A 25,802-nucleotide genomic window follows, 5' to 3' on the forward strand; every position below is an offset into this window, starting at 1 on the left:
CTTCTTCATACGAATAACACTTAACGCAACACTAGCCATCAACCTTTACAACCATGAAATCAATTCTTAAGACCATTGCGCTGATATTGCTTACTACGGGACTCAGAGCCCAAAATATAGTGGGTGAGGTAGAATACCGTTACAAAATTTTCTATGACAAAATCTACGCAAGCATGCCCCACCTTACCGAGCAGGAACGGGATAGAATCCTACTTTCCTGGGGTAATCCTGAGGGCTACAGCACCCGGATGAAGCTCCAGTTTTGGCCAGAAAAAAGTCTTTACACTTTCGGTGCCCCCTATCAGGTCCAAAGCTATTCCTGGCAAGTAGAAGACTACTTCATTGAAAACAATCTGGAAGAGCAAACCTATCTGAAGTACATGGATCAAATGGGCAAAACATACATTGTCCGCGACAGCCTAAATGCTCCAAAATGGAGAGTAATGAACGAAATAAGGGATATTCTCGGACACATGTGCATGAAAGCCGTGGCTGAAGACAGCATCAAAGGCCAAAAGATCACGGCTTGGTTTGCCTCAGATATACCGGTTCCGGTCGGCCCCGAAGAGCAATTTGGACTACCGGGTTTGATTTTAGCCTATGACATCAACGACGGAATGCTGATTGTGGAAGCCGAGAAAATTACATTTGGCGAGCCGGAAGAAATCATCACCCTGCCAAAAAAACTAAAAGGAAGGGAAGTATCGGGCACTCAGTATCAGGACCTGGTCCAGGATTTTATCCAGACCTCCATCGACAGCAAGCGAGCTTGGATGTGGGAATTGAGATATTGAGGGGGTAGAAACGAGTAGTAAGTAATTTCTCTTTTCTCCGACAATTACCCCCGCTCGCTTGGCGGCTTTCGCAGATTAGCCCTAATTTGAAGCCCCATTCCCCAAAGCTATGTATATCGTATTTGATACCGAGACCACCGGTTTACCCCGGGACTACAATGCCCCCATGTCCGATGTGGATAACTGGCCCAGGCTGGTTCAGCTCGCCTGGCAGCTCCACGACGCGAAGGGTAAACTACTCTCCAATCACAATTACATCATCCGGCCGGAGGGTTTTACCATCCCCTACAATGCAGAAAAGGTCCATGGAATCTCCACCAAAAGGGCTTTGGCCGAAGGCCATGATCTGAAGGAAATCCTCCAGATCTTCCGTGAGGATGTTGTACAAGCCAAATATTTGGTCGGACACAACATTGGCTTTGACATCAATGTTGTCGGTTCTGAATACCTGAGATCCGACTTGGTCATGCCTTTGGGCGATAAAAATGAGCTCGACACCAAAGACATCTCCACAGAGTTTTGCGCAATTCCCGGAGGAAAAGGTGGAAAATTCAAATGGCCAACCCTGACCGAATTGCACCAAAAGCTCTTTGGCAAAGGTTTCGGTGACGCCCACGATGCAGCCTATGACGTGGATGCGACAGCGCGATGCTTTTTTGGCCTGATCACCCAAGGCGTCCAAATGCCAGAGGGCGGGATTTTGTTAGAAGAGGTGATCTACGAAGCTCCAAAACTTGCCGAGGCGAACTTTGCGCAAGTCAAAGATGATACCAAAGCGGCTGCAAAGGACATCTTAAAACAGGCTGGCAAGGCTGACATCTCCGATCTCGCCGACGTGCCCTTCACCCACTTACACGTCCACAGCCAATATTCGGTCCTACAGGCGACTTCCGAAATTCCGGCGATGGTATCCCGCGCCAAAGATCTTGGAATGAAAGCAATCGCCATGACCGATCATGGAAACATGATGGGGGCTTTTCACTTCGTAAAAGAAGCGATGGGAAAAGAGCTCAAACCCATTTTGGGCTGCGAGTTTAACCTTAACCGAGACAGAAAAAACAAATCCAACAAGGATGACGGCTATCAGACCGTTTTGATCGCCAAAAACAAAGCAGGCTACCACAACCTCGCCAAACTAGCCTCCTACGCCAATATCGAGGGATTCTACTACGTACCGAGAATTGATAAGGAGCTGCTGGTACAGTACAAAGGCGACCTGATCGCCACCACCGGCGGACTGTGGGGGGAAATCCCTTACTTGATCCTCAACGTGGGCGAGACTCAGGCAGAGGAGGCTTTCGTCTGGTGGAAAGAGCAATTTGGAGAGGACTTCTACGTGGAACTCAATCGACACGGTATCCCGGAAGAGGAAAAGGTAAACGAGGTTTTACTCGACTTTGCCGCCAAGTACGGAGTCAAATACTTCGCTGCCAACAACACCTACTACAACGACAAGCCCGATGCCAAGGCCCACGATATCCTACTTTGCGTGAAAGATGGGGAACTGGTCGAAAAACCAAAAAAATACATTGGCAAGCGAGGGCGGGAATTCCGCTATGGCTTTCCAAATGACGAGTTTTACATCAAATCTCCCGAGGAGATGAAAAAGCTCTTTGCCGATCTGCCAGAAGCCATCCAATGTACCCAGGAGATTGTGGACAAGATAGAGGCCTACAAGCTGGCTAGAGAAGTGTTACTTCCAAAATTTGACATCCCGGAAGAATTCAAAGATCCCGAGGACGAAATAGACGGAGGCAAGCGTGGGGAAAATGCCTACCTGCGATACCTCACTTTTGAAGGAGCAAAAAAACGCTACCCAGAAATCACACCCGAAATCCAGGAAAGACTCGACTTCGAATTAAAAACAATCGAGAAAACAGGGTATCCGGGTTACTTCTTGATCGTTCAGGATTTCACACGAGCAGCGCGGGATATGGGCGTATCGGTTGGCCCAGGCCGGGGATCTGCTGCGGGATCAGCGGTTGCCTATTGCACCGGAATCACCAATGTGGATCCGGTGGCATATGACCTACTCTTTGAGAGATTTCTCAATCCTGACCGAGTATCCCTCCCCGATATTGATATTGACTTTGATGACGAGGGTCGACAGAGTGTAATCGACTACGTGATTAATAAATACGGCTCCAACCAAGTGGCTCAAATCATCACCTACGGTACCATGGCTGCCAAATCAGCGATTCGCGATACTGCAAGGGTTTTGAACCTACCTCTAGCGGATGCCGGAAAGCTCGCCAACCTTGTGCCTGACATCAAGCTTAAGGCGCTTTTTTCGCTAGCTAAAAACCGGCCTGCATTGCTGGAAAAACTTAAAGGTCAAGGTGAGTTGCTTGCCAAAGCGGAAGAACTTATACGCATTGCCGCTGGTAACGATGAAATGGCAAGGACCATCAATCAGGCCTCGGTACTTGAAGGATCCGTACGGAATACCGGTATACACGCCTGCGGGGTGATCATCACGCCGAGCGATATCACCAACTTCGTTCCGGTAGCCTTGGCCAAAGACTCTGACATGGTGTGCACCCAGTTTGACAACTCCGTGGTAGAATCTGCAGGCCTGCTTAAGATGGACTTTTTGGGTTTGAAAACGCTCACCCTGATCAAGGACGCCATCAAGATCGTAAAAGAGCGACACGGAATTCAGCTGGATGCGGATGAGTTTCCGATAGACGATGTAGGAACCTACGAACTTTTCCAAAGAGGCGAAACAGTCGGAATCTTCCAATACGAATCCGCTGGTATGCAGAAGTACATGCGCGAACTGAAGCCAACCGTTTTTGCTGACTTGATCGCCATGAACGCTCTGTACCGACCGGGACCTTTGGAATACATCCCTTCCTTTATCCGAAGAAAGCACGGCCAAGAACCCATCACCTACGACTTGGACGACATGCAGGAGTATCTCGAGGAAACCTATGGGATCACCGTCTACCAGGAACAAGTGATGCTTTTGTCCCAAAAACTGGCTGGCTTTACCAAAGGTGAGGCTGACGTCTTGAGAAAGGCGATGGGTAAAAAGCAGAAGGACGTCTTGGACAAAATGAAGCCCAAGTTTGTCGAGCAAGCTTCAGCAAAGGGACATGATGCCAAGCGACTGGAAAAGATTTGGAAAGACTGGGAAGCATTCGCTTCGTACGCGTTCAACAAATCCCACTCGACCTGCTACGCGTGGATTGCCTATCAGACGGCCTATCTCAAAGCGCACTACCCGGCGGAATACATGGCTTCGGTACTGAGTAACAACATGAATGACATCACCCAAGTGACCTTTTTCATGGAAGAGTGCAAGCGTATGGGAATCAAGGTGGCTGGACCAGACGTGAATGAATCCAAGAGTGGGTTTACGGTAAATAAAGCCGGAGAAATCCGATTTGGATTGGCCGCGATCAAAGGCGCAGGCTCTGCAGCTGTTGAGGAAATAATCAAGGAAAGGGAAAAAAATGGTCCTTTCAAAAACATCTTCGACTTTGCGAAGCGAGTCAATTCAAGGGCTCTGAACAAAAAGACGATGGAGGCACTTGCGATGGCTGGGGCGTTTGACTGCTTCAAAGAACACCATCGCCGACAATACCTCGAAGCGGCAGATGGCGACATCACCTTGATCGAAAAAGCCACCAAATACGCCCAAAAGGTCCAACAAGAGGAAGACAGTGCCCAAGTAAGCCTCTTCGGTGGAGGTGGTGGAAATATGGAAATCCCACTACCATCGGTATCGCCGATGGAGCCCTTTTCGCAAATCCAACAGCTCAATATCGAAAAGGAAGTCGTCGGGCTGTTCATCTCAGGTCACCCACTGGATGAATTTAAGCTCGAGATCGAGGCCTTCACCAATACGGCTTTGCCCGCTTTGGCTGATATCGAAAGCCTGAAAGGAAAGAATGAACTGAAATTGGCCGGATCGGTCAGCAGCTTTGCCCATCGAACCACCAAGACAGGAAAACCCTTTGGGACGCTGACACTTGAAGACTACCAAGGTTCATTTACCTTCTTTCTTTTTGGTGACGACTACGTACGCTTCAAAGAATATTTCATGACGGGGTGGTTTCTCTTCGTCTCTGGAGCGGTCGCGCAGAAAAAGTGGGGAGGGGACAACGAACTGGAATTTAAGATCAACAGCATCATGCTGCTCAGTGAAGTGCGTGGCAAGATGGTCAAAGGACTGCGGATCAACATCGATCTCGACAACCTGACCCTAGACCTGATGGAAAAGCTCGAAACGATCACCACCAAATACAAGGGAGACGCCAAGCTCTACATCGATGTGATTGACCGAAAGGAAAACATTGCTTTGGAGCTGTTTTCGAAGCGCTTTACCATAGATCCAAGTGCGGACATGATACGTGCGCTGAGGGAAATCCCGGAAGTGGTCTACAAGGTAATATAGCGAAAATGGCCCCAGTGTCAGCGACTTGTCTATGGGCGATAGATATTTTTTTACCGCTCATCGGAACTTATCGCCAACTGATCCGCTTTTGCTGATATATTTGAAAATTGGACATCAATTAACTCATTAATACAATGGCAAAAGCAATAGAAATCACTGATGCAAACTTTGAGGAAGTCATCGCAGGAGACCAGCCAGTCTTGGTAGACTTCTGGGCAGAATGGTGCGGACCATGTAAGATGATCGGTCCCGTGGTGGAGCAGTTGGCATCAGAATATGATGGAAAAGCCGTTATCGGCAAGGTGGACGTAGATTCCAACCCATCCGTAGCACAAGCTTTCGGTATCAGATCGATCCCTACCCTGCTCTTCTTCAAAGGCGGACAGATCGTGGACAAGCAAGTCGGAGCGGTACCCAAGGCAGTACTTGCCCAAAAATTGGACGCACAACTCTAATTCTTAATTACACATAGAGCCAAAAGCCGTGAAGATCTCTTTGCGGCTTTTTTTTATCTTCACTCCCGAAATGGCCGAGCAACTGATCAGCTTAGAGGAATTTTGGAGCCTGCGGGAAAGATATCCAGTGCTCGACGCACGCAGTGAAAGCGAGTTTGCACAAAGCCATATCCCCTCAGCGCAAAACCTTCCTATCCTGAACGACTCCGAAAGGAAAATCGTCGGCACGCTCTACAAAGAGAAAGGATCCGAAGTGGCGACCATGAAGGGATTTGAATTGGTAGGACCTAGATTTCATGAAATCCAGAAAACTGCCAAACGAATTTTCCCAGACGGAGAAATAATCCTTTATTGTTGGAGAGGTGGAATGAGGAGTCAAATTCTTTCCTGGCTTTTGGGCATGGTGGGATTCAAAGTCTACCGGCTTAAAGGGGGATATAAAACGTACCGAACCTATACTTTTGACGAAGTCAGGAAAACCCGAAAAATGATCGTATTGGGGGGTAAGACCGGGGTCGCCAAGACGCTTCTCCTTCAAAAACTGATGGAAAACGGCGAACAGATCCTCGATTTGGAGGCTCTCGCCAATCACAAAGGATCTTCATTCGGATCCATCGGACTCCCCCCACAGCCTTCAGTCGAGCAGTTTGAAAATCTGATGGCCGAAAACCTTCGCCTCTGTGACACTTCTTTCCCCATCTGGATCGAAAACGAAAGCCGGAAGATCGGCCGGATCATCCTTCCCGATCAGTTTTATTTGTTATTGCTGAAAAGCCCACTCATCGACATACGAAAATCTCTGGATGAGCGGGTCGCTCATATTACTCAAGACTACGCGCTACTCCCCAAAGAAGACCTGATCGCGGCTGTCATCAGACTCAAAAAACGCCTTGGGGGCCTCAGAACCCAAGAGGCCATCGCCGATATCCAAGCAGGAAACCATTCCGCATGGATTTCAAATCTTCTTATCTACTACGACAAGGCTTATGAATTTGACCTGGAAAGACATAAAGCCGATAAAATCCACACACTCGACTTAGAAGGGAAAAGTATAGCTGTGCAAGTCGACATCCTCTTGAAAACAAAAGACCAAATCCATGCAAAATCCCACCACGAGACTCACAGAATGGAGTGAAGGCTCCGGCTGCGGCTGCAAGATCGCCCCGGCCGTGCTAGACCAGATACTGGGCGCAAGCGGATCTTTCTCCCAGACTGACCCAAAGCTCCTTGTAGGAAACTCGCACAAAGATGATGCAGCCGTATACCAAGTCTCAGCCGATTTGGCAGTGATCAATACGGTGGACTTTTTCACGCCTATCGTCGACGATCCATATGACTTCGGAATGATCGCCGCCGCCAACGCCATCTCGGATGTATATGCGATGGGAGGAAAACCCGCTTTTGCGAACGCTATCCTAAGCTGGCCCGTGGAGAAAATAGCACCAGAACTAGCCGCGAAGGTGCTCGAAGGGGCCAAGAAAATCTGCCAACGGGCTGGAATAGAATTGGCGGGTGGTCATTCCATCGCTGCAAAAGACCCGATCTTTGGCCTCTCTGTCAGCGGAACCGTCCATCCGCGCAAGATCAAGACCAACCGAGGCGCGAAAGCTGGAGATTTGCTTTTCCTGACCAAACCTCTAGGAATCGGCGTGCTTGCGACCGCTCTCAAACGCCAAAAAATCACGGAAAAGGACTATCTCAACCTAGTAGACACAGCGTGCCGGCTGAATGCTGTGGGGACCGTTTTGGGCAACCACGAGGAAGTCCATGCCATGACTGACGTCACAGGATTTGGCTTACTTGGTCACCTGATAGAGATGGCTGAAGGTGCCGGACTTTCTGCCCAGATCGAAATCTCCAAGCTGCCCCTGATCGAAGGAATACAAGATTACATCAACCAGTTTATCTTCCCGGACAACACCTATCGCAACTGGAACGCCTTCAGTCCCAAAACCAAGGGCGTAACTGGCATGGACTTGGTCAAACTCTGCGACCCCCAGACCAGCGGAGGTCTCTTGATTGCTGTGGCGGAGGAGAACAGGGCTTGGTTTGAGGAGGCGACGCGACTCCAAAACCAGGTGGTTTGGGAGATTGGAAAGTTTTTGGACAGAGCGGAAGCCGTCGTCGAAGTGGCCTAGTGCTCCAGCGGCGACACCCCACCCGACACCATAAACTTCATCACGTCGGAGCTCTTCACGCCTTTGAGCGGAGATACATTTTCCCGCTTGACGAGAAAGACATTTCCGGACACATTGTAGCTATGGGGAAAATAGACCGCGACCATATCCTGCTGCCCGATGACATCAAGATTGTCTTGGGTCAAAAAGCCCAGCCTGGACACTGACTCGCTCATTTGGACAATTACCGGTGAACTGAACTTTTTCTTGTCCCCGACAAAGGCGCTCATCAGATCCTTGATGCTCGTGTAGAGCAGATTGACCAAGGGGATCTTAAATACCGCCCGCTCAAACCATTCGAAAAGGGGCTTAGTAAAGAACAGACTTGCCATATACCCGGCAAAGGTGATCAGTCCAATGACCATAAGAATCCCTATGCCGGGAATCGGAACGGGAATCAACCCATCCAAGAAAACAAAGATGGCATAGATCACATAGGCCGTGACAGCCAAAGGTGTCAATACAAGTAGACCTCTTAAAAAGTAGGAAAGGATGCGGTGGTAGGTGAATTTCATAAGGGGAAAGTTTTGGCAATCGGGTCAAAAAAAATGCCCAACCGGACGACTGGGCATTAAAATTAAATATCAGACAAAGTCATCTCAATCCAAGACCTTGATCTTTACACTGCGGTAATAGATCACGCTCTCAGGATCGTGCGCCTGAAGAGCAATCGTACCGGAGCTGAGTTTTTTGTCGCCCAGATTTCCAGCTCTCTTGGTGTCTTCCGCTTCCACATATTCGTTGATCACCTTGCCGTTTACTTTCACGGTAATTTTGCCGTCTTTGACGATGACTTCCTCGGTGTACCACTCGCCATCCTTCACATAGACTTCTTTCACATCTTGGAAAGAGTAGACGCTGCCGGTCTTTCTCCAGTCACCATGGCTTTGGTTTACCTGGATCTCATAGCCGATTCCCGGCCAGCCAGTCTCTTGATATTTGGTATGGATGAAGATGCCCGAGTTGGCTTTGGGCATGGTCTTCACTTCCACTTTCAATTCAAAATTTTTGAAATCATGGTCGCCTATCGGACCGTCGTAGAATGCATGGGCACGGGGACCAGCGACCTTGATCACTCCATCTTCCACCGAAAAAGACGAGGGACTGTCTGTGGTCAGCTTCCAGCCGTCCATATTTTTCCCGTTAAAAAGTTCCACCCATTTGCCCTTTTGGGGAAAAGCGGCGATCGAGATGGAGCAAAGAACAAGCAACAAGAATAGTTTTTTCATGAGTTTTGGGTTATAGGTTACCGAGACCTCAAGATAGAAAGTCTGGATAAAATAGCGTTTACCGTTGGAAACAAAAAAGGCTCCAAAGTGATGCCTTGGAGCCTTTCTGAACTGCTTTTTCCCGCGATTAAAGGTCGATGCCCATGAAGGACATGAAGGCGATCCCCATCAGACCTGTCAACAGCATCGTAATGCCCAAGCCCTTGAGGCCGTTTGGCACGTGTGAATATTTGATTTTTTCCCGAATAGCAGCCAAAAGCACGATGGCCAGCATGAAGCCCAATCCAGAGCCGAAACCGTAAACGGCTGATTCAGCAATGGTGTAGTCTCTCTGGGCCATAAACAGGCCACCACCCAAGATGGCACAGTTTACCGCGATCAAGGGAAGGAAGATGCCCAGCTGTCCGTAAAGTGCAGGGGAAAACTTCTCCACGATCATCTCCACCAGCTGCACGATACCTGCGATGATGGCGATAAACATGATGAATCTAAGGAAGGAAAGATCAATCGATGCCATATCAGCAGAGACCCAGGTCAATGCTCCTTCTTTCAGTACGAACTCGTTCAAAACCCAGTTGAAGGGTACGGTCACACCAAGTACGAACACTACCGCTGCACCCAGGCCTATAGCTGTACTTACCTTCTTGGAGACAGCCAGGAAAGAGCACATTCCCAAGAAGTAGGCGAAAATCATGTTGTCGATAAAGATCGACCGTATACCAAGGCTAATTAATTCCATTTTTCTGTCGATTTATTAATGTTCAACATATCCGGTTTTGGTACGCTGTACCCATACGATCAGTCCCAGAATGATGAATGCCCCTACTGGAGTCACCATCAAACCATTGGTAGCCAGGCTAAAGTCAGGACCAAAAAGACTTGAAACGTAGTCAAACACTGGGATACCAAATACAGACCCAGAGCCCCACAGCTCTCTGAAGAAAGCCACGGTCAGGATAATCCAAGAGTACCCCAAGGCAGAGCCCAGACCATCCAGCATGGAGTCATAAGGCTTATTGCCCATCGCGAAAGCCTCCAGACGACCCATTACGATACAGTTGGTGATGATCAGACCAATGAATACGGAAAGCTCCTTGTACATGTCGTAGGCAAAAGCCTTCAACACCTCACTTACCAGAGTCACCAGCGTCGCTACTACGGCGAGTTGGACGATGATTCGGACACGGGAAGGAATAGTATTTCTCATCATGGAAATCACCACGTTGGCAAGAGCCACCACAAACGTCACGGAAATCGCCATAACCAAGGTAGGTTGCATCTGCGTGGTCACTGCCAGTGCAGAACAGATGCCCAACACCTGTACGGTGATCGGGTTTTCATCCACTAGGGGATCAGCAACGATTCTTTTTCTTCGCTTCGAGAGCAGCGCTTCGGCTGGCTTTTTCTCGATCGCTTTTTCTAAAGTTTCAGCACTCATTTTATTTGAATTAGGTGAGTTGAAAATGATTTACAGGCCAGCCACCGCTGTTTGGGACTTCCCTTTGATGTACGCTTCGTAGTGGCTCAGATAGGCCTTCAGCATATTGTTAACCCCGTTTCCGGTGATGGTCGCTCCAGACATCCCGTCCACTTTGTGATCGTCGGTAGAGTAATCTTTGCCTTCGCCTTTCATCATCTCTACGGCCACCAGCTCTCCGGACTCGTCAAAGATCTTCTTGCCTACATATCTTGCCTGCACCTCACCCTCGGTGATTCTGGCGCCAAGGCCAGGAGTCTCACCAGCGTGAGCCAGTGTAATACCCGCGACCGTGTTCATATCCGTCTCCAAAGCGATATAGCCCCAGATGGCATCCCAAAGACCTGCGCCATAAAGCGGCAGGATGTAGGACTTCACCTCGGAAGGATTGCCCTCCGCGTGATAGATAAACACCGGATAGGATCTCTGGTCAGCTGGCTTCTTGTAGTCTTTGGCAATCTCCACCTTCTCTGCAGTGACGCCACCATCGGTGATTTCCTTGCCGTTGATGTCGACTACAATGGAGGAAATGTTGTTTTCGTAAAACTCATTGACCTGATCAGGGGTCATCGCTCCGATCTCTTCGGCACTGATTACCGCGCCAAGAATCTGTTTCTTCTTGTCCAACGCGATGGCCTTCTGCTGTCTCGGCCCCAATATCTGGGCAGATCCCGAGAGCAAAAGCCCCAGGATGATGGTCAATACAGCGGAATAAACAATTACATAAGTATTAGACTGTTGCACGTTGTAACCTCCTTGTTTTGTTTGCTTTTACTACATAATAATCGATCAGCGGCGCTACTACGTTCATGAACAGAACTGCAAGCATGATTCCCTCTGGATACGCAGGGTTGGTCACTCGGATGATGATCGTGAATACCCCAATCAGGAAACCATAAATCCACTTGCCTGTCTCAGTCTGCGCTGCCGATACCGGGTCTGTTGCCATAAAGACGATACCAAAAGCCAAGCCACCCATCACCCAGTGATACTGTGGAGGAAGAGCCATGTATTCATTTACCGCCAGAAGGTTCATCACCAAGCCCATCAGGTAAGCTCCTGCAAATCCGGAAACGATGATTTTCCAGCTTCCTACTCCGGTTGCGATTAGAATCACCGCCCCTATCAGACACATCAACGTAGACGTCTCACCGATAGAGCCTGGGATCCAACCCATAAACATGTTGGAAAGGCTGTATAGCCCATCGCCGATGACGGAGTTGTGCTGGTTAAGCGCTTCCACAGCATTGGTATTTTGAACTCCCGCATTGTAAACAACCGAAAGTGCGGTCGCTCCAGAGAATCCATCAACAGGTGTTTTGTCTGCCAGGTAAGTCCAAACTTGGTCACCTGAGATATTGGCTGGGTAAGCGAAGTAAAGAAACGCACGGGCGGTCATAGCCACGTTCAGGATATTCATCCCAGTTCCGCCAAACACCTCTTTGCCAATTACCACCGCGAAGATTGTCGCCAGCGCTACCTGCCAAAGTGGAATATGCGGCGGAATCACCAAGGCAATCAGCATACCCGATACTAAGTATCCTTCACTGATGGGGTGATTACGTATTACACAAAAGATAAATTCGGTCAACAAACCTACACCGTAAGTCACGATGAGGATTGGCAATACGGACATTGCTCCAAAGAGCGCCTTGTCTACCCATGTGGCGTCCTCGCCGATGGCCAGAAAGTGCTGCTCGCCTACATTGAGGATGCCAAACAGCAAGGTGGGAATCATGGCGATCACTACAGTGATCATCACCCGCTTCAGGTCAGTTGCATCCTTGATCTGGGCTCCTTTGGCTTTGGTAGTCAAGTCAGGAGCGAAAACGATCGTTCGGTGTCCCTCATAAAGGGTATGAAACTTTTCCCACTTGCCTCCCTTTTCAAAGTTCGGTTTTAGATTGTCGAAGAGTTTTTGTAATGCCTTCATATCTTAACTATACATTAATAATTCAATCCCGTGTCTTACCAACACCTGCAATTCATTTTTTGAAGGATCAACAAATTCGCAAAGGGCTACGTCCTCTTCCACGATTTCATACAGTCCCAGCTCTTCCATCTCGTCGTAGTCCTCGGCGATGATGGCCTTGAACAGATAGGTAGGCAGGATATCCATAGGAAGTACTTTCTCAAATTCCCCGGTCACCACAAAAGCCCGTTCTTCTCCGTGGGTATTGGTGTCCACCTTGAATTCTCCCTTGTTGAGGAAGGAGAACATTCCCAAGGCTCTGTGGAAGCTCAGCTTGGAGGTAGTTGGCAAAAGCCAGCCTAAAAACTCTTCCTGGTCTCCTTCAGGGATTACGGTGATCTGATTGTGATAAAAGCCCAAGAATCCGTCCAGGTTTACCTTCTCTCCAGTCAGCACGTTACCGGATATTACCCGTACGTGGCCTGAGTTGAGGTTTCCTTTGACGAAAGTGGAGACGTTGGCTCCAGAGTAAGTCTTCACGTAGCCGGTCTTGGTCAATTCAGAACCGGTAAGCGCCACGACTTTGGAGGCATCAAAAATGCCGTCCAAGACCACCTTCCCAATTTGAACGACGCCGAAGGGGCTCACGGTCCAAGCAATTTCGCCCTTGTTGATTGGGTCTAGGTGGTGGATCTGCACGCCCACATTTCCAGCCGGGTGGGGTCCGGAAAACTGGTTGGTCTGTGCATTTTTCACTCCCGAAAAGATCGCTGGAGCAGGCTTGGAACCATCCACGTTGAGGTGGACTTTGCCCTTGGTGAGTTTTGCCAAAGCATCAATCCCAGCTTGGAAGTATCTCTCCTGCCCCTGGAGGGTGAATCCGTAGTCCGGAGCCAAGGGGTTGGTGTCGAATGCCGAAACGAAGATCGCCTTGGGACTATCTGCAGGATTGGCCACCACTCCGTAGGGTCGCTGGAGGATGTTGGGCCATACCCCAGTAGACGCCAGCTTGACAGCCAGAGCGTCACGATCTTGATTTAGGTCGATCTTTCCAAAGTTTTCGTGGGTGATGGTTTGATCCGCCAGAATCTTGATCTCAAGCAGCTTCCTTTTGTCGCCTCTCTTGATTTCTACAATCTCACCGGAAACCGGGGCCGCATAGATCACCTGATCCATGGCTTTGTCGATCAGTATGGGAGTGCCGGCCTTCACCGTATCCCCTTCATTGACAAGTACTTTAGGGCGTTGGATCCCCGGAAAGTCTGTCGGCTTAATTGCGAAGGTCGTTGCCGAGGCTAAGTTGGCGATCTCCAGAGGAGCTTTACCGACTAGCTTCAAATCGAAACCTTTCTTAAGCTTCACTATTTTAGACATATCTGTTTTTGAACTATGAGCTTTTGAAAAACGCCCCAAATCTAAAGAAAAACCTTTTGATATGGAGTGTAAGTCACATTAATTGTTCGAACTTTTGAATACTCGGACAGGCGGTGAAATTCAGGCATGAAGACTGTTTTCCGCCAAACCCTCCACATAGGATTTCACCTGCTCCATCAGCCACATCGGGGTGGAAGTCGCACCGCAAATCCCCACTTTGTCCTCCGCATGAAACCACTCTGTATTGAGCTCGGACTCATTTTCTATAAAGTAGCTGCGGGGGTTTTCCGTAAGGCAAACCTGATAAAGCGCTTTGCCATTGGAGCTTTTCTTGCCCGACACGAAAAGAATCACGTCGTTTTCCTGTGAAAACTTCTGCAGCTGGGGCTCTCGGTTGGATACCTGGCGACAGATGGAGTCATTCGCATTGAAGTCTACCTCAGTCATTTCGCCTTTGGCCGACTTGATCCGGCTCCCGATCTTTTCCGAAAGCTGGTAGAAGCCCTTGGTGCTTTTGGTAGTCTGGCTAAACAGCGTTACCGGCCGGTTGTAGTCGATTTTTTCAAGATCGGAATCCTCCATCACCACAATGGCCTTCTCCAAAGTTTGTCCCGTCAATCCTATAACCTCAGCGTGGCCTTTTTTGCCGTAGATGACGATCTGGCCATTTTCCCGTTCCATTTTATCGAACGCATTTTTGACCCGGTGCTGGAGCTTGAGCACCACGGGACAGGAGGCATCGATCAGCTCGATGTTGTTTTCGATGGCGGTCTTGTAGGTCTCAGGTGGCTCGCCATGGGCGCGGATGAGTACCTTGCAGTCATGCAGTTGCTGAAGCTGCTCTCTATCGATGACGACGAGGCCTTTTTCGCTCAGGCGATTGACTTCCATGTCATTGTGCACGATATCGCCCAGACAGTACAGCTTGTCTCCGTTATCCATCTCATCCTCGGCCATCTTGATGGCAAATTCGACCCCGAAGCAGTAGCCGGAATTCTTGTCAATGCTTACCTGCATAGCTTTCTTGTGTTTTAATGACTTCCCTGGCACGGTCAACGATGAGCTTGACCTGTTCGTCAAAGCTAATATCACTGGTGTCTACTTCAATAGCATCGTCCATTTTCTTCAGTGGCCCTACCGCTCTTGAAGAGTCAACCGCATCCCGTGAGGAAAGATTCTTCTTGATATCTTCAAGAGGGACCAACTCGCCTTTTTCCAAGAGTTCTGCCTGCCGCCTCACCGAACGGGTATGGAGATCGGCAGTCATGAAGACCTTCAACTCGGCATCCGGAAAGACCACAGACCCCACATCCCGGCCGTCCATGACGACTCCCTTTTTCTTACCCAATCGCTGCTGCTGTGCAACCAGCTCCCTCCGAATCTCCTTGATGGCGGCGATCTCGCTCACCCGATCAGAGACTCGCATCGTACGGATCTCATCCTCTACATTCAGCCCGTTGAGATAGGTTTCCTGGATATTGGTTTCGGGATTAAGGTGAAAGGATATGTCAAGTGTTTTCAGGCCTTTTTCCACGTCATGGGGATTGGAGGCGAGAAGGTAGTTGTTCAAAAAATGAAGGGTCGCCGCTCGATACATCGCCCCCGAGTCAATGTAGGTATATCCTAGTGCTTTGGCTACCGCTTTGGCGGTGGAGCTTTTACCACAGCCTGAATAGCCATCTATGGCAATGACGATTTTCCCCATTAAAGAAACCAGTCTTGTTTTGGCGTATAATTTTGCGCAAATATAGTAGTTTTAATCCAAACCCTTTTCCCAAAGCGGGATTCACCAAAGCCCGAAGTCCCCGAAAAGACTCCTCTTTTTGATCTTTTGCCCATGAAAATCCAAGGAAACCTCGTCGACATCCCCCAGCGAAAAATCTATCCAGCAGAATTGACTGTCAGCGAAGGAAAAATCTTCCAAATCCGCGAAATACCTGCCCAAGAAGGCCTCCCCTACCTCATGCCCGGTTTCATAGATGCTCACGTCCACGTGGAGAGCTCCATGCTCGTCCCATCCGAATTTGCCCGGCTGGCGGTGGTACACGGCACAGTCGCTACTATATCAGATCCCCATGAGATCGCCAACGTCTGCGGCATGGCCGGCGTGGAATATATGATCGAAAACGGCAAGCAGGTGTCTTTTCACTTTTTCTTCGGCGCTCCATCCTGCGTGCCTGCCACGCCTTTTGAGACGGCAGGAGGGGAAATCGACGCCCAAGACATTGAAAACCTAATGGCACGACCTGAGATTCTTTACCTCGCCGAGATGATGAACTGGCCGGGCACGGTCAATCGTGATCCTGTAGTGATGGAGAAAATCAGGATCTCCCAAAAATACGGCAAACCCATCGACGGGCATGCGCCTGGACTGACTGGCGAACTGGCCGAAAAGTACGTCAGCGCAGGCCCCAGCACCGACCATGAGTGCTTCACCTATGCCGAAGCGCTGGGCAAAATCAAACTCGGAATGAAAATCTCCATCCGCGAAGGCTCCGCCGCCAAAAACTTCGAGGCCTTGATAGATCTTATCGATGACCATCCCGGGATGATCATGTTCTGCTCGGACGACAAGCATCCTGACAATTTGGCCATATCCCACATCAATGAACTTGCAGCTCGGGCTGTCGCCAAAGGCAAAGACCCGTTCAATGTTCTTCAGGCTGCTTGCTTGAATCCGATTGCCCATTATTCTTTGCCTGTCGGTCAACTACGGGAAGGTGATTCCGCGGAGTTTATCTTGGTCAAGGATCTGGAAAAGTTTGAAGTCCTCGATACCTACATCAACGGAGAAAGAGTCGCAGAAAACGGAAAGACCCTTATCCCGAGCATCAAAAACGAGATCATCAACAACTTTCACACGTCCCCTAAAAAACCGGAGGACTTCCAGATTAAAGCCAAAGGCGACAAAGTCCGCGTGATCGAAGCTCTAGACGGACAACTGATCACCCCGGAAATCCATGGAGAAATCCGTGTCAAAAACGGCTTCGCAGAATCCAATCCCGATCAGGACATCCTAAAAATCACCGTCGTCAACCGCTACCAAGACGCTCCGCCAGCCGTCGCATTTATCAAAAACTTTGGGCTAAAAACAGGAGCCATCGCCTCCTCGGTAGGACACGATTCGCACAATATCATCGCAGTCGGCGTGGACGACAAATCCATCTGCCGAGCGGTCAACCTGATCATCGCCGCGAAAGGCGGGGTCTCGGCTGTATCTGGAGAAAAAGAAGATATCCTCCCCCTTCCGGTCGGCGGCATCATGTCCGCCTCTGACGGATACGAGGTCGCCGCTGCCTACACACACATCGACCGCATGGCCAAAGAAATGGGTTCGACACTGGCTTCGCCCTTTATGACCCTGAGCTTTATGGCGCTGCTGGTGATTCCGGACCTGAAACTGAGCGACAAGGGTTTGTTTGATGGGAAGAAGTTTGAGTTTAGGGAGGTGTTTTTGAAATAATGATTAATTCAAACTTTCGAATGGTAAACAAGAAATGAACAGTCATACTTTTCGGGGCTGGAGCAGTCATCGATTGGGGCGGCCCAAAAATTCCTGAAATCACAACATTAATTCGTAACAGCGGATTTTGGGCAAAGGATGGCAAAACAAGAATCACAGAATTTATCTACCAGCGCCTAGTCGAATCTGGCTTTGATTCAGATGAAGTAAATTTTGAAACCATTTTCAATGTACTGGAGGAACTAATAGCCTATTATGCAAATCAAGACGGGAATAGGGATCTTCCTTCATACATCAAGTCTTTTTTCTCCCCAATGTTTGAGGAATATGTTTTGAATTTCGAGATAGAAAATCACCTTAACAGTTTTAGAACCATAACCCCAGGGCTTTCCAAAGAATTAAGTCCCAGCGCAAGACGAAGAGAACACCCCGTCCAACTCTATCTCCAAGAACTTGTTCAGACCTTACTTACAGCTATCTACGATTTGATAGAAAAATACGGGGATCATCGACTTGACTTTTCAAATTTAATCTGCGATGACATAAGGGACTTAAATAACCTTTTCTGCAAATGGGCCGAAAAGGTAAAAGATTCGGGAGTCCTAAGAATGTATACCCTTAATTATGAGAGAAACTTCAAAATAATTTTAGAGAAAGGTTTAGGATTAAAAATATTCGAAGGGTTTGAAGCATCTGCCGACATCGACTACAACGAGAGAATTGAAGCAAATCCAAACCGAATTTTAACCGACTTTGACAGCCATTGCCACTACAATTTACATGGCTCAATTTATTTGGATATAGAACCAGAGAATAATGGTTTCTTGGCTCCTCGCTATCTATTAACAGGTTATGGAAACTTGACCATTAACAATGACCACCCAGTCATTCAGAGTGAAAAAGGAAAAACTGTTTTAGTCTCAAATTTCATCACCGGCTACCAAAAGCTACAAAAGGGATCTCTTACTCCTTTCCGACAAATGAAATATGCTTTTGACAGAGACTGCATTACTGCAGACACTATCTACATCATCGGCTATTCTTATGGAGATGAACACATTAATGCCGCTATTGGAGAATCTTTACGAAGCAACCCAACTATTAAGCTGGTTTTTGTAGATCCAGCATTTCAGTCGATAGATACGAAAATCATCATCTCAACCCTAGGACACTATACCCAAGGCATAACAACATTGCCTGGAATTATTCGAAAAGGGCTCGAACACGAGTTCAATTCCGGAAAAATCAGGGCTTTCACAATGACTTTCAAAGAATTCTTGATTGACCAGACGGAATCTCCCCTCCTCAGCATCTGAAAATCGCGAGCCAACAATTTACTAGTCTAAAACTAACAAGGCCAGATTAGCCCGCATCACCGCCTCTCCTATCATCCTTCAAAAAAAACATCAACAAAAGACTGGCCTTTCCTCAAGCAACTGAGGGTACACCTTTAGACGACTACCCGTAAAATCAAACGAACCATGGCAAATGAAAACCAGGGACATCTAAGCCGAAGACAGTTTATCCAAGCCTCAGGAATGGCGATGGCCAGCATGCCCTTCCTTTCCCTTGCTTTGAAAAAACCAGAAAATGGGCAAGCCAAAAACCCCGGGGACAGCTCCTTTGAATTTTCCTTCCTGACAGACATCCACCTCAAACCGGAAATGAACGCCCCCTTGGGCTTTCAAATGGCCATAGACAAGGTGAATGCCCTAAATCCAGATTTTGTCATCACGGGAGGAGATCTGGTCTACGACGTGATGCGCGGGGACTACGCGCAGAGTGAGATGCTCTTTGACCTCTACCAGAAGATGAGCCGGGGGTTCCAGATGCCGGTGTACAACTGTATCGGCAACCACGATCTGTTTGCGATCTATGAAGAAAGCCCGGAGGGATCCGACCATCCGGACTACAAGTATGGCATGTGGGAGCGGTATTTTGGAAAAACTTACTATTCCTTTGACCACAAAGGCTGGCACTTCATCGTCCTCAATTCCCTCGATGTAACAGAGGAAAAGGGCTACAAAGGGATTTTGGGGGCAGATCAGCTGGACTGGCTGGCGGAGGATCTGCGAAAGACCGATCAAAGCACCCCGATCGTGGTCACCACGCACGTCCCCATGCTCACCGCCTACTGGCAGCTGAGCGGGAAACGGGGAAACGTGGGCGTGGAAAATTCCGCCAAGGCTTTCCAATTGCTGGAAAACCACAATCTAAAACTGCTGCTGCAAGGCCACATCCACTGGAAGGAATCCGGCATTCCCAATGACCGATTTGAATTCATCACCGGAGGATCAATTGCCGGAAACGGTTGGAAAGGTAGACGTCACAACACCAGGGAAGGCTTTGTGCAGGTCAAAGTGCAGGGAGAAAGCTTCTCCTGGGAATACGTCGATCACGGCTGGGAAGCCGAACGGCTGAAGCTACAGCTTTGACGTAACCCTCCAAGGGTATCGGACTCTTGGAGGGATTTTCCTTAAAACTCCGAGGTAAAGTGAAACTCGATCTCGGGGTAGTTGTCCTGTACCATTTGTAGCCAGGATTTGGACTCGGCCATAAAGACCAGCTTATCATCTTTGTCCCGGGCGATGTAGCGATTCTTGGACCGGACAAACTCGTCGAGCTGTTTTTTGTCCGCGCTGCTGATCCAGCAGGCCTTGTAGAGGTTCATCGGATGAAACTCCACAGTGGCATTGTATTCGTTTTTCAATCGGAACTGAATCACTTCAAACTGAAGTTGACCGACTGTACCGACTACTTTCCGCTGCCCCATTTCAAAAGTAAATAGCTGGGCAACTCCTTCTTCCATCAGTTGCTTGAGGCCTTTTTCCAGTTGCTTGGTTTTCATCGCGTCCTTGTTAATCACCTCGCGGAAGATCTCAGGCGAAAAGCTCGGAATCCCGGTGAACACCATATTTTCTCCTTCGGTCAGCGTATCGCCGATCTTCAGGTTTCCAGTGTCATACAATCCGACGATATCTCCGGGAAACGCCTCATCGATGATTTCCTTGTCCTGAGCCATGAACTGCGTCACGTTGGAAAAGCGGAGCGGCTTGGGCCCTCTTACGTGATTGTAGGGCTTATTTCGCTCAAAAGTCCCTGAGCAAATTCTTAGGAAGGCAATTCGGTTTCGGTGATTAGGATCCATGTTGGCGTGGATCTTAAAGACAAATCCGGAAAACTTCTTTTCCTCCGGCTTGACTTCGCGTAGGTCTGTCTCGCGACTTTTAGGTCCCGGAGCGATTTTGATGAAGGTATCCAGCATCTCATTTACCCCGAAGTTGTTGACTGCCGAGCCAAAAAACACGGGGGCGATTTTTCCTTCTAGGTAATCATTCACATCAAACTCAGGATAGACGCCCTCGATCAAATCGACATCTTCCCGAAGCTGATTGGCGTTGTTTGGTCCAATTAGGCTGTCCAATTCAGGATCATCCAAATTTTCAAACACCTGTCTATCGTCACTGAGCTTGCGCTGGGAAGGTGTAAACAGGTTCAGTTTTTTCTCATAAAGATTATATACCCCCTTGAAGCCTTTTCCCATTCCGATTGGCCAGGACAGTGGGCGCACTTTGATGTTCAGCTTTTCTTCCACCTCATCCAGCAAATCATAAGGATCGCGGCCTTCACGGTCCAGCTTGTTGATAAAGCAGATCACCGGCGTATTGCGCATGCGGCAGACCTCCATCAGTTTTTCGGTCTGGATCTCGACCCCTTTTACGCAGTCAATGACCATGATAACCGAGTCAACCGCGGTCAGAGTTCGGTACGTGTCCTCCGCAAAATCTTGGTGACCTGGAGTATCGAGGAGGTTGATTTTAATGTCCTTGTATTCAAAACCCATGACGGAGGTCGCGACAGAGATCCCTCTCTGCTTTTCGATTTCCATCCAGTCAGACTTGGTGGCAGTGTCGATTTTGTTGGATTTCACCGCTCCAGCGGTCTGGATCGCACCGCCAAAAAGCAGGAGCTTTTCGGTCAAGGTGGTCTTTCCCGCATCCGGGTGGGCAATAATGGCAAAAGTTCTTCGCTTCTTGATTTCCTCAGTCAAACTCATGGGTCTTGAATTTCAGGGGGCAAAGGTAGGGAAAAAATAGGTTGTAAGGTCGCAAAGTTGAAAGTTGGAAAGTCGGCGCACTGACAACATTTCAGATCTACGAAGTACGATTTACGAGGCAAAGAAGTGAGTCGTAGCAATTTACCTAGCAATAGCTTTGGGCTAAAAACCAAACTCGCCTAATCAAAGGACAATCCATTAAGCAATAGTTTCTCCTTGTGGCAATGCCTCGTAAATCGTAAATCAAAAATCGTCAATCAGCGTTCGTACTTCTACCCTCGCGGCTTCCCTAATATTCCAGAATTCCCTCCGTGATAAACTGCGAAGCGTCTTCCAGATTGCCTAGGAGCATAATCCGGAAAGTCGTGCCCCGTCCGATTTCGGAGCTCTTGACAAAAATCCTTCCTCCATGGTAGCCCTCCACGATTCGTTTGGCCAAAGTCAATCCCAAGCCCCAGCCCCGCTGGCGCGTGGAAAATCCCGGATAAAACACCTTTTTAAAATTCTTCTTTTCTATCCCCTTACCGGTATCAGCGATGTCTACGATCACAAACTTGTCGCTATCCTGGAGAACGCTGATGGTGATGGTTCCCTTTCCCCTCATCGCATCGACCGCATTTTTGCAGATATTCTCTATCACCCACTCCATGAGGGGCTTGTTCATGAGCGCGTCGAGATCCCTGGAGTCGGCATTGATGAGGAGCTCCACTTTGGTCGAAATCCTCGGGCGTAGGTAGTTGATCGTCTCTTCGATCATTTCGTAGAGATTTTCGGGTTGGATCACCGGCTTGCTGCCAATGCTGCTGAAGCGCTCGGTGACCATCCGGAGCTTGACCACGTCTTTGTCCATCTCCTGGATAATCTCTTTGTTTTCTTCCCAAACGGGAGAGTTTCTCAGGTAATCAATCCAAGCCATCAGCGAGGCGATGGGCGTTCCTAGCTGATGGGCAGTTTCCTTTGTCAATCCCGCCCAAACGCGGTTTTGCTCCGCAATCTTACTCTGATTGAAAAGCGCATATGCCAAAGCCCCAAAGACCAGGATCACCGCCAGCTGAACATAGGGATAGTAGCGAAGATTAGTCAAGAGCTCGGAGTTTCGATAGTAGACCCGAACATCGGCCTCCATTAGATGGATGGGCTCATACTCCTCCTGCATTTCAAAAAGCTCCTTTTCCAAGGTACGCAGCGAGTCTTCCCCGTCTGCATTCTTCTTGAAATTGATATTCCTGAACTCCATCGGATCCCCCTCCGCATCCACCATGATGATGGGGATCGAATGATTCTGCTGAATGATTTCCTGGTTGATAAAAGTCAGGTTTTCAGAAGTGGTGGCGGCGTACTCCAAGGCAGAGGAGAGGAGCTGGATCTGTCTACTCTCTCTTTCCCTCAACTCGTCAACCAACAGACTGGTGTACCAAATCGATCCCGACCCGATCAAAAAGGACAAAAGGAATACCAGCCACTTGACCTGTTTTCTGTTCTGGTAAAAATCAATCGAGGTAAGATCCTGGAATCGCTTCGCCATTCGCTTGGGGGTGGTTTTCGGAATATAAACTCCTAAATGCCATTGATAGTATGAGTGGGAAATAGAATTTATCAGTTAGACTTTGCTTCCTGATTTGCGTAAATTTATGCCTAATTAGTTCAGAATTAAACAAAGAACGACAGTAAATAGAGCATAGCGAGGAGGTCACGCCTAGGATCAGCATCCGGGACGTGCGATTTCACAGCACCTTTGAAAATCAAACAATAATCATATGAAAACAAACGACATCGGACTCGAGATCAAAGAGTCAAAGCCTTTGGTTAAAAAGCTGAACGAACTTCTGGCCAACTACCAGGTCTACTACCAAAACCTTCGAAACTTCCACTGGAACGTCTCTGGCCCGAATTTCTTTGAGCTCCATGCCAAGTTCGAAGAGCTATACACCTCAGCCAACCTCGCTGTGGATGAAATCGCAGAGCGTATCCTTACCTTGGGCGGAAGACCGTTTTCGTCCTATGCCGAATACATCGAAAATGCCGAGATCAAGGAGGCTAAAGAGGTAAAGGAAGCCATGAAAATGGTGGAAATCGTCCGAGACAATCAAAATGCACTTCTTGGCTTGGAGCGAAAAACCCTCGAAGCCGCTGGTGACGCTGCCGACGAAGGCACTGTGTCACTGATGAGTGACTTTATCACAGAAAAAGAAAAGGTCGTCTGGATGCTTTCCGCCTATCTGAGATAACAATGAATCCCGGCTAAGCCGGGATTCATTGTTATTGGCTGGCTTTGATCCATTTCCAAAGGATTTTGTAGGTGGGCTTGGTGCCGTGCATAAGGATTCCGATGCGGTAGATTTTGCCCGCGAGCCAAGTCGTAAACAGAAAACCCAGAACAAGCAATCCCATTGACAGCGCCAATTCCCAGAATGGCACACCATAGCTGATGCGACCCATCATTGCTATCGGCGAGGTGAGCGGAATGATCGAAAGCCAAAATGACGTGGTACTCGTGGGATCTTGCAGCACAAAAACAAAAAGGCCCATATAGGCTACAATCAGCGGAATGGTAATCGGAAACATGAACTGTTGCGCATCCGAAGGGGCGTCCACCGCTGATCCGATGGCGGCAAACAGCGATCCGTAGAGCAAATACCCTCCAAGAAAATACATGACGAAACTCAGCACCAAAGCGACAAAATCAATTCCATTGATCACGGCAAGAATGTCCGCCAATTCACTGGAATCGGGTGTGGCTTGTGCAAACTCAGGATTGGCCATCTCCATTGCCTGCTGCTGGGGCATTTGAAAGCCCAACACTCCCATCACAAGCGTCGACAAGGTGCCTATCAGCACCACCCAAATCAGAAACTGCGTCAATCCCACCGCTCCAATGCCGACGATTTTCCCCATCATCAGTTGAAATGGCTTGAGCGACGAAACCAGGATTTCGACGATACGGGTTGACTTCTCCTCGATGACTCCCTGCATGATCTGATTGCCGTAGACGAAGATGAAGATGTAAATCAGGATTCCAGAGAGAAACCCAATTGCATAATTGACGTTCGCGTTGTTAATTTTCTCCTCCCCTTGCTCCCCCAATGTGATTGATTTAATAGAAACATCCGTACGGATCTCCTTGAGCACTTTCGGATCTATTCCTTGGTCGTAAAGTTTTTGGTCTTCTATCTTCCGCTTCAGCGCACTCTCCAAATAGCCCATCAAGGTCAGGCTCGGATTTTCCACCCCGTAAAACTGTATGCCCGTAGGATTCTGAAGATCCAGCTTAGGGATGTGCAAAAAACCGTATCGCTCTCCGTCCTGAACCATTTTCTTCGCTGCTTCAGGATCGATATCGGAAGAGGTAAAGGCATACTGCTCTGAGCTTTCCATAAAAAACAAGCCCGTATCATCAACAACTTCAATGATTCGAAGTGATTGGCCGTCTTTCTCCTGCACGGCAATCCAGACAAAAATTCCCATGATAGCGGGGAAAATCAACGGAGTCAAGATCGTCGCGATCAAGAAGGACTTCTTCTTTACCCTCGCCAAATACTCTCGCTGGATGACCAGTAAAATCTTATTCATTTGACGACGCTTTTACCTGATGAATAAAAATCTCCTCCATACTCGGAATCTGTTCACGAAACATAACCACCTCTCCATACTCCATCAACTCCGCCAAGAGCTGGTTGGGAGCCTTCCCTGACAACGGAAGTGTAAACTCCCATGCATCCCCGGTGAACTTTGGCACCCATTCCCTTGGCAGTTCTTGGATGGGACTGGCTATTCCTACCCGAAAGACTTCTGGCCGAAAGCTTCTCTTCACCTCGCGGATGGTACCATCTAGGATCTTCCGAGATTTGTTGATCATTGCCACTTGGTCGCACAAGAGTTCCACCGATTCCATGCGATGGGTACTCAAAATCACTGTTGTCCCATTCGTCTTCAGTTCCAGTATCTCATTCTTGATGATTTCTGCGTTGACCGGATCAAAACCCGAGAAAGGCTCGTCCAGAATCAGCAGTGAAGGACGGTGAACGATGGTAGAAATAAACTGGACCTTTTGGGCCATGCCCTTGGATAGATCTTCGATCTTTTTGTCCCTCCAGGTAGCAATGTCCAATTTTTCCAACCAATGTTTGATCTCAAGCTTCGCGTCACTTTCGCTGAGTCCTTTTAGTCGGGAAAAATAAATCAATTGATCCCAGACCTTCATCTTTTTGTACAAGCCCCGCTCCTCGGGCAGATACCCGATTTTTCTGACGTCGTCGGGAGAAAGTATCTTCCCATCCAATTCTACCGAGCCGCTGTCTTGCTCTATGATCTGGTTGACGATGCGTATCAGGGTGGTTTTCCCCGCACCATTTGGCCCCAGAAGCCCAAAAATCACTCCCCTTGGGACAAGAAGATCTACTTCTGAAAGCGCGCGGTGGTTTTCGTAGGATTTGTTAAGCTGTGTAATCTGAAGCATCTCGTG

General features: G+C 48.6%; 22 protein-coding genes. 9 read left to right on the forward strand and 13 right to left on the reverse strand.

What is annotated here, in order from left to right:
- Window positions 1–53 precede the first annotated feature (53 nt).
- From J0A67_RS12720 to selD, 5 genes are all read left to right on the forward strand, one after another.
- Complete coding sequence (locus J0A67_RS12720) at window positions 54–794, forward strand: GLPGLI family protein (protein WP_206569748.1); 741 nt, start codon at window positions 54–56, stop codon at window positions 792–794.
- Window positions 795–903: 109 nt separating this feature from the next.
- Window positions 904–5,196 carry a DNA polymerase III subunit alpha gene (gene dnaE / locus J0A67_RS12725; protein WP_206569749.1) on the forward strand — a complete coding sequence of 1,431 codons (4,293 nt, stop codon included), beginning with the start codon at window positions 904–906 and terminating at the stop codon, window positions 5,194–5,196.
- Window positions 5,197–5,330: 134 nt separating this feature from the next.
- Window positions 5,331–5,651, forward strand: coding sequence for a thioredoxin (gene trxA / locus J0A67_RS12730; RefSeq protein ID WP_206569750.1), 321 nt, complete (start codon window positions 5,331–5,333; stop codon window positions 5,649–5,651).
- 28 nt (window positions 5,652–5,679) lie between these two features.
- Complete coding sequence (mnmH, locus tag J0A67_RS12735; RefSeq protein WP_317195063.1) at window positions 5,680–6,786, forward strand: tRNA 2-selenouridine(34) synthase MnmH; 1,107 nt, start codon at window positions 5,680–5,682, stop codon at window positions 6,784–6,786.
- A complete protein-coding gene (gene selD, locus J0A67_RS12740; RefSeq protein ID WP_206569751.1) occupies window positions 6,749–7,789 on the forward strand; it encodes a selenide, water dikinase SelD in 1,041 nt (346 codons plus the stop codon). Before mnmH ends, selD begins: the two co-directional genes overlap by 38 nt.
- On the opposite strand, the gene J0A67_RS12745 is transcribed toward selD, so the two are convergent.
- The 9 genes from J0A67_RS12745 to cmk all read right to left on the reverse strand — a co-directional run bounded on the left by J0A67_RS12745 (window position 7,786) and on the right by cmk (window position 15,525).
- Window positions 7,786–8,343 (reverse strand): DUF502 domain-containing protein, encoded by a 558-nt coding sequence (locus tag J0A67_RS12745; RefSeq protein ID WP_206569752.1) that lies wholly within the window; start codon window positions 8,341–8,343, stop codon window positions 7,786–7,788. The two genes, selD and J0A67_RS12745, sit on opposite strands and share 4 nt — an antisense overlap.
- An 84-nt stretch (window positions 8,344–8,427) precedes the next feature.
- Window positions 8,428–9,057, reverse strand: a complete 630-nt coding sequence (locus tag J0A67_RS12750; RefSeq protein WP_206569753.1) for a 3-keto-disaccharide hydrolase — start codon at window positions 9,055–9,057, stop codon at window positions 8,428–8,430.
- Window positions 9,058–9,184: 127 nt separating this feature from the next.
- Window positions 9,185–9,796 carry an NADH:ubiquinone reductase (Na(+)-transporting) subunit E gene (gene nqrE / locus J0A67_RS12755; protein WP_206569754.1) on the reverse strand — a complete coding sequence of 204 codons (612 nt, stop codon included), beginning with the start codon at window positions 9,794–9,796 and terminating at the stop codon, window positions 9,185–9,187.
- Window positions 9,797–9,811: 15 nt separating this feature from the next.
- Window positions 9,812–10,495, reverse strand: a complete 684-nt coding sequence (locus J0A67_RS12760; protein WP_206569755.1) for an NADH:ubiquinone reductase (Na(+)-transporting) subunit D — start codon at window positions 10,493–10,495, stop codon at window positions 9,812–9,814.
- A 30-nt stretch (window positions 10,496–10,525) separates the two neighbouring features.
- Window positions 10,526–11,278, reverse strand: a complete 753-nt coding sequence (gene nqrC / locus J0A67_RS12765) for an NADH:ubiquinone reductase (Na(+)-transporting) subunit C (RefSeq protein ID WP_206569756.1) — start codon at window positions 11,276–11,278, stop codon at window positions 10,526–10,528.
- Window positions 11,265–12,467 (reverse strand): NADH:ubiquinone reductase (Na(+)-transporting) subunit B, encoded by a 1,203-nt coding sequence (locus tag J0A67_RS12770; protein WP_206569757.1) that lies wholly within the window; start codon window positions 12,465–12,467, stop codon window positions 11,265–11,267. Before J0A67_RS12770 ends, nqrC begins: the two co-directional genes overlap by 14 nt.
- A gap of 3 nt (window positions 12,468–12,470) precedes the next feature.
- Window positions 12,471–13,820 (reverse strand): Na(+)-translocating NADH-quinone reductase subunit A, encoded by a 1,350-nt coding sequence (locus J0A67_RS12775; protein ID WP_206569758.1) that lies wholly within the window; start codon window positions 13,818–13,820, stop codon window positions 12,471–12,473.
- 120 nt (window positions 13,821–13,940) lie between these two features.
- Window positions 13,941–14,837 (reverse strand): 4-hydroxy-3-methylbut-2-enyl diphosphate reductase, encoded by an 897-nt coding sequence (locus tag J0A67_RS12780; protein WP_206569759.1) that lies wholly within the window; start codon window positions 14,835–14,837, stop codon window positions 13,941–13,943.
- Window positions 14,821–15,525, reverse strand: coding sequence for a (d)CMP kinase (gene cmk / locus J0A67_RS12785; protein ID WP_206569760.1), 705 nt, complete (start codon window positions 15,523–15,525; stop codon window positions 14,821–14,823). Before cmk ends, J0A67_RS12780 begins: the two co-directional genes overlap by 17 nt.
- 132 nt (window positions 15,526–15,657) lie before the next feature.
- Here cmk and ade point away from each other — a divergent pair, with 132 nt between their 5' ends.
- The 3 genes from ade (at window position 15,658) to J0A67_RS12800 (ending at window position 19,718) form a co-directional block, all read left to right on the forward strand.
- The gene (ade, locus tag J0A67_RS12790) at window positions 15,658–17,283 is read left to right on the forward strand and encodes an adenine deaminase (protein ID WP_206569761.1); all 1,626 of its coding nucleotides are present in this window, start codon (window positions 15,658–15,660) and stop codon (window positions 17,281–17,283) included.
- A 314-nt stretch (window positions 17,284–17,597) separates the two neighbouring features.
- Window positions 17,598–18,599, forward strand: coding sequence for a hypothetical protein (locus J0A67_RS12795; RefSeq protein WP_206569762.1), 1,002 nt, complete (start codon window positions 17,598–17,600; stop codon window positions 18,597–18,599).
- Between the two features lie 165 nt (window positions 18,600–18,764).
- Window positions 18,765–19,718 carry a metallophosphoesterase family protein gene (locus tag J0A67_RS12800; protein WP_206569763.1) on the forward strand — a complete coding sequence of 318 codons (954 nt, stop codon included), beginning with the start codon at window positions 18,765–18,767 and terminating at the stop codon, window positions 19,716–19,718.
- Between the two features lie 41 nt (window positions 19,719–19,759).
- Here the strand turns inward: J0A67_RS12800 and J0A67_RS12805 are convergent, their stop codons facing one another.
- Both J0A67_RS12805 and J0A67_RS12810 read right to left on the reverse strand, forming a co-directional pair.
- Window positions 19,760–21,340 (reverse strand): peptide chain release factor 3, encoded by a 1,581-nt coding sequence (locus tag J0A67_RS12805; RefSeq protein WP_206569764.1) that lies wholly within the window; start codon window positions 21,338–21,340, stop codon window positions 19,760–19,762.
- A gap of 289 nt (window positions 21,341–21,629) precedes the next feature.
- Window positions 21,630–22,865 (reverse strand): sensor histidine kinase, encoded by a 1,236-nt coding sequence (locus J0A67_RS12810; RefSeq protein WP_206569765.1) that lies wholly within the window; start codon window positions 22,863–22,865, stop codon window positions 21,630–21,632.
- 232 nt (window positions 22,866–23,097) lie between these two features.
- On the opposite strand from J0A67_RS12810, the gene J0A67_RS12815 reads away from it, so the two are divergent.
- A complete protein-coding gene (locus tag J0A67_RS12815; protein ID WP_206569766.1) occupies window positions 23,098–23,568 on the forward strand; it encodes a Dps family protein in 471 nt (156 codons plus the stop codon).
- Between the two features lie 31 nt (window positions 23,569–23,599).
- Here J0A67_RS12815 and J0A67_RS12820 read toward each other — a convergent pair whose 3' ends face one another.
- Both J0A67_RS12820 and J0A67_RS12825 read right to left on the reverse strand, forming a co-directional pair.
- Window positions 23,600–24,910 (reverse strand): ABC transporter permease, encoded by a 1,311-nt coding sequence (locus tag J0A67_RS12820; protein WP_206569767.1) that lies wholly within the window; start codon window positions 24,908–24,910, stop codon window positions 23,600–23,602.
- Complete coding sequence (locus tag J0A67_RS12825; RefSeq protein ID WP_206569768.1) at window positions 24,903–25,796, reverse strand: ABC transporter ATP-binding protein; 894 nt, start codon at window positions 25,794–25,796, stop codon at window positions 24,903–24,905. Before J0A67_RS12825 ends, J0A67_RS12820 begins: the two co-directional genes overlap by 8 nt.
- Window positions 25,797–25,802: the final 6 nt, after the last annotated feature.

This window comes from Algoriphagus aestuariicola, assembly GCF_017254835.1.
Taxonomy (GTDB): domain Bacteria; phylum Bacteroidota; class Bacteroidia; order Cytophagales; family Cyclobacteriaceae; genus Algoriphagus; species Algoriphagus aestuariicola.